Source organism: Citrobacter sp. wls827, from assembly GCF_005280875.1.
Lineage (GTDB): Bacteria > Pseudomonadota > Gammaproteobacteria > Enterobacterales > Enterobacteriaceae > Citrobacter > Citrobacter youngae.
The window spans coordinates 373,364-378,456 of sequence record NZ_SZWR01000010.1 but is presented as its reverse complement, the minus strand read 5'-3'; the positions used below and the strand labels follow the sequence as shown (position 1 = coordinate 378,456).

Sequence of the window (5,093 nt, the reverse complement as noted above, 5' to 3'; positions counted from 1 at the left end):
CCCGCCATTGGCGGCCGTTGCCGCATTCAGAATGAGGTTTGTCGCCTGTAACCAGCCTGCGCCGGAATACTGCGGCGTGGTCAGCGTCATTCCCGCGCCGGAAAGCAGTTTGCCGTCATTGAGCGCGCGAGTTGTGGCGTTAAGATGGGTCTCTCCACCGCCCTGCATTAAACCGTAGTTGGACAGCACTGGAGTAGAAAGTGTCAGCCCCTGACGGCTGACAATCTCCCCGGAAGCCTGGTTTATCAAATCGCTGCTCAGCGACAGCGTTGCGCCATTATCCCCTTGTAGGCGTCCGCTGTTGGTCAATGTGCCGGACGTCATGCCCAGCGTCGCCCCCTGAATTTTGCCCTCGTTGGTGACTGACGCCGCATTCAGATCCAACGCGCCGCCGCTCAGCATACTGCCCGCTTTCTGCTGCCTGACCGCGCCGTTCATGGCAAGCGTGAGCGCATTTACGCCGCTAATTACCGCGCTGTTATCGAGGGTTGCCCCCTTCAGCGTAAGATTTTTCGCCGTCCATTGCCCGGCGTTAGTCAGAGAAAGCGCCTGTAGCGTTGCGTTACCCAGCGCGGTAATTTTGCTGCCCGCCGTGGAAGTCAGGTTATTCGCGAGCGTAAGCTGCAGAGCGTCGGCGCTGTGTATTGCCCCATTGTTTGTCAGCGTTTGCGCATTGAGCAGAATCGACTGCCCCTGCCATGTACCATTATTCGTCACATCGCCAGACGTGAGTTTTAGCGTTCCCTGCGTCAGTAGTGAACCACCTGCTGCGTTAATCAATTCCTGTTGCGGTGAAGCCATCGCCATGCGCGCCATCAGACGCTGACGCGCTTCCAGCGTCAGGCTTTGCAGGCCGGTCAGCGTGCCCTGATTGTGGATCCGGTTTTGCTGCAGGGTCAGGGTATTTCCCTGTACCGTGCCGCGGTTATCAAGCTGTGCGCCGTCGAGCGTTACGTCGCTTTCGCTGAGCAGCTTTCCGCTGTTATCAAGCTGCTGCGCGGTCAGTGACATTCCGCCATGACTCATCACGTCGCCTGACGTGGTAAGGCCGTTGTTTACAGTCGCCGTCAGATTACCCAGGCTTATCAGCGAGCCTTTGTGCAGCCAGTCATCAGCGGTCAGCGTAAGTTGCTGCCCCTGCAGCGTTCCCTGCGTCGTAATATTGCCGACATCGAAGGTCAACGCGCCACCGCTCAGCGTACGGGACGTTATACCCGTCGTGAGCACATCGCCAGACAGCGCAAGCCCGTTCGTCCCCTGCCACAGGCCAGTATTGTTTAGCGTCGAGGCTGCAAGTGTCAGCCAGTCACCGGCAATACGCCCGGCGCTGTTGATATCATCAGCCGCCAGCGTCAGTGCGCCGCCACTTTGAATGTATCCGGGGTTGATAAGTCGCCCGGATAGCTTGCCTTCCAGGCCATGTAAACCGTTAAGCACGCCGCTGTTATTCAGCGAGTCGGCAGTAAATGTCAGGACATCGCCCTGCAGTACACCGGTGTTTTCCATCGCACTGGTATGCACCAACAGCGCATTACCGGCCAGCCATTTACCTGTGGCATCCGTGGTGAAGGTATTCGCAGAAACCGAGGTACTGTCATTACCCTGAACCAGACCGCTGTTACGGATGGATTTTCCATCCAGAGTGACACTTTTCGCCGCCAGCATACCGCGGTTATCCAGAGAGGCGGTATTTATCGACGCCCCCTGTTTCGCCACCAGGTTACCCTGGTTTTCAACTGAGTTTGCCAGCGTCAGATCCAGGGAATCGGCCTGAATATCACCGGCGTTAATTAATGTGCTGCCGCGCAGCGTGAAGTCGGTATTCGTCAACAGCAGACCGTGGTTTTCCAGCGTGTCGAGGCCTAAATCCAGCCCCGCGCCGCTAACCAGTTGTCCCTGCTGACCATTAAACAGATTGCGGGTGGTGAGCTGTAGCACCGAATTACCCTGCACAGTGCCGTTATTCATAAGCTCCGGCGCGGAAATGCTAAGGGATTTTGCTGCAATCGTTTTGTCGTTAAACAACTGCGCTGCAGCCAGTTCGAACAGATTCAGACTGCGCAGCGCTCCCTGATTGTCCAGTCGCTCGCTGGCAGTGATCTTCAGGCTATTCTGAGCCTGAATACTGCCGCCGTTCCGCAGAATGTCCAGCGTAATCGCCGCAGTTCGGGCCTCCAGTTGGCCATCGTTGTCGATACGCTTTCCGCTAAGATGCAACGCTTCGCCGCCGGTCACCTGCCCGCCAGCAAGGTTAGTGAAGCGATTGCCATCCCAGCCGAGCATCTGATTCCCCTGCAGGATCCCGCTGTTACTGAGATCGCCGTGTAATGCCAGCACCTTCGCCGCCAGCAGTCCGCCGTTATTCACGCTGGCGGCATGCACGGTCATACCCTGTTGGCTGAGTACGTTGCCCTGATTCGTGAACACGTCGTGTACCGTTGCCGTTACCCCTGTTTCACCCAACGCATTACCGCTGTTTTGCCACGTATTTGCTTCCAGATTTAGCGTGCTGCCCTGCAGCAAGCCGGCGTTGTGGAGGGTCTGATTCTTCAGGCTTAATTCCCCCGCCGACAGCACATTGCCGTCGTTATTCACGTCCCGACTGTTCAGCACAAGCGTATCGGCGGCCATGAGTCCGAGGTTATCTGTCTTCTGTCCGTTAACAGATAATGACGTGTCCGCCAGCAGGCGCCCCGTGGTTTCGTTTTTTACCGTCGCATATTCACTTTGCAGATCAACGCCGTTAATTTCTCCGCCGTTAACCAACTGGCGACCGTTGAGGTGCAATGAACCGTCGGTAGTAATCAGCCCATGGTTGGTCAGATACGGTATATCCAGCGCCAGAGAACGCCGGGCATAGAGCGAGCCGCCGCTAAGGTTATCTAACGTATCAATCTGCAGATCCAATGCCGCGTTGCCCTGCATCAGACCGCTATTCACAACATTCTGACTGTGAAGAACTAGCGTTTCGGCTACCAGAGAGCCGCTGCTGGTGAAAAGTTCAGGGGCAATAATCGAGATGCGTTCAGCGCTGGCGCTACCGCTATGAGCCAGCGTCGCCGTGCTGAGCATCAGGGTATCGGCCAGCAGTTCACCCTGGTTATCAACTGACTGCTGCGCGCTGAAACCAACGCGTGTCCCGGTGGATTTTCCGCCATGACTGAGCCTGTCCGCCGTTACGTCCAGCGAACCTTTTGCCGCCTGTACACCGTCCAGCGTGACGCTGTTGCCGGTAATCGCAAGGTCCAGACCACTCTGCAGATGGCCGTCCTTGCCAGTAGTCAGCTGCTTTGCGCCCACGTTAAGCGCACCAGCGGCATTAACCTGACCGTTCAGGTTCAGGTTTTGCGCAGCGTTTAACTGTATGCCCTGTTGCCCGGAGATCAGCGAATCTTTCGCGGCGGTGAGGTTTTCAGCATTGACTGTCACCCCCCGGCTGCCAGAGAGGACGCCATATTGTTCAACTGTCGCGGCCTGCACCGTTAATGAGCCATCAGAGAGCAACGTTCCACCGTTTAGCAGCGTGGCATCTGCCCGGATATCCGCATCGTTTTTCGCGCTGAGGGTGCCCTGTTGGTTCAGCGTTGTTGTCTGTACTGAAAGCAGGCCACCGCTCGCCAGTGTGCCCCTATTATCCAGCGACCCGCTATGGACCGATACGCTGTTACCCTGCATCAGCCTCCCATTTTCGAGGCGGGTTACCGACGCATCAAGATGGCCGTTCGCAGCCAGTTGACCACCATTCACGAGGTGGTCACCGGAAAGAGACAACGCGCCTCCCGCATTGACCTGTCCCTGGTTGTTCATTTCGCTACCGGCCAGGCTTAATGCTCCTTTCGCATCGGCCCGACTGGCGTTATCCAGTGCTATGCGCTGTGCCTTCAGCGTGAGTCCGTTACCTGCAGAGAGCAATCCCCCTTTAGCCGACAGATTGCCGTGACTGTTAAGGCTAACATCAGCATCACTCCCCAGTGTGGAACGGGTCAGCGTCATCCCATTAGTGCCCGCGACATCCAGTTTTTCTTTACTGGTCAGGCTGCCGTCGGTGATTGTCAGCGAACCGTCGCTACGCAGTGAGGTGTTTTTCTGGCTAACCAGAGTGGTTGCGGCAATGGCTACATCCTGTTTAGCCGTAATCTGCAACTCTCCAGCTGCGGCAACCCCGCCACCATCGATCGTCATCTTGCCATCGCTGCCCAGCAGCACGCCTGCACCACTGGAGAGATTTGCACCTTGTAGCGCTAACGCCCCGGTGCTGTTGATGGCCATCCCGCTTGCGGTCTTATGACTACCGGTCAACGTGACACCTTCTCCCCTGGCAGAAAGACCACCGTTTGCCAGACTGTTGCCGATCGTTAATTTCCCGTTAGCATTGAGGGTGATATCACCCTGGCGGGCATTCAGATCCCCGAGGTTGACCCCCAGCCCTTTCTCGCTGGAGACCAGATGAATACGGTTAGCGTACATCCCACCTAATGCGCCAGTGTCTACCGCGATTTTCGGTGCTTCTCCTTCGCCATTCAGCGGGCTCGTCTGGCCATTCGCCGCGATGCGATTCGCGCCGACGATAACATTCAGATCTTTGGCGTGTAGCGCTGCGTTAATTTCCGTGGCGCGGGCAATAATTGACACCGCATCGCTCTGGCTTCCATCCAGCCCTTTGCCTTCAATGGTAATGCTGCCTTTGCTCACATCCAGCGACTGCAGGTTACCGTTAGCATCCAGCACCGGTTTACCGGTAGTCAGTGTGGCGTTAGGCGTGTTGATAAACCCGCACCCGTTACAGGTAATGCCGTAGGGGTTGGCGACCATGACGTTGGCGGCTTTCCCCGCGACTTCGGTATAGCCCTGTAGCTGCGAACGGTTAGCGCCGGTAACTTCGTTGATGATCCCTGATGCTTCCTTTCCGGGACGCAGGTTCGGGTTATTCTGGACGATGCCGCCGAGCTGGGTTTGGGTAAATTGCCCGGTCGCGTTGTTGAGGATCAGTCCCTCTTTTCCCACGTTGTAGTCGTTATATTTGTTGTGTGAAATCCCGGACTGGTTCGGCGTGGCAATATTCACCACCGGAACACCATTGGCGGCTTTATCCA

1 protein-coding gene is annotated in these 5,093 nt (G+C 56.7%); it reads right to left on the bottom strand.

Annotated features, from left to right (window positions below; all coding sequences use genetic code 11):
• A partial coding sequence (locus FDX03_RS23050) for a filamentous hemagglutinin N-terminal domain-containing protein (RefSeq protein ID WP_249356994.1) occupies positions 1 to 5,093 on the bottom strand: 5,093 nt, incomplete at both ends.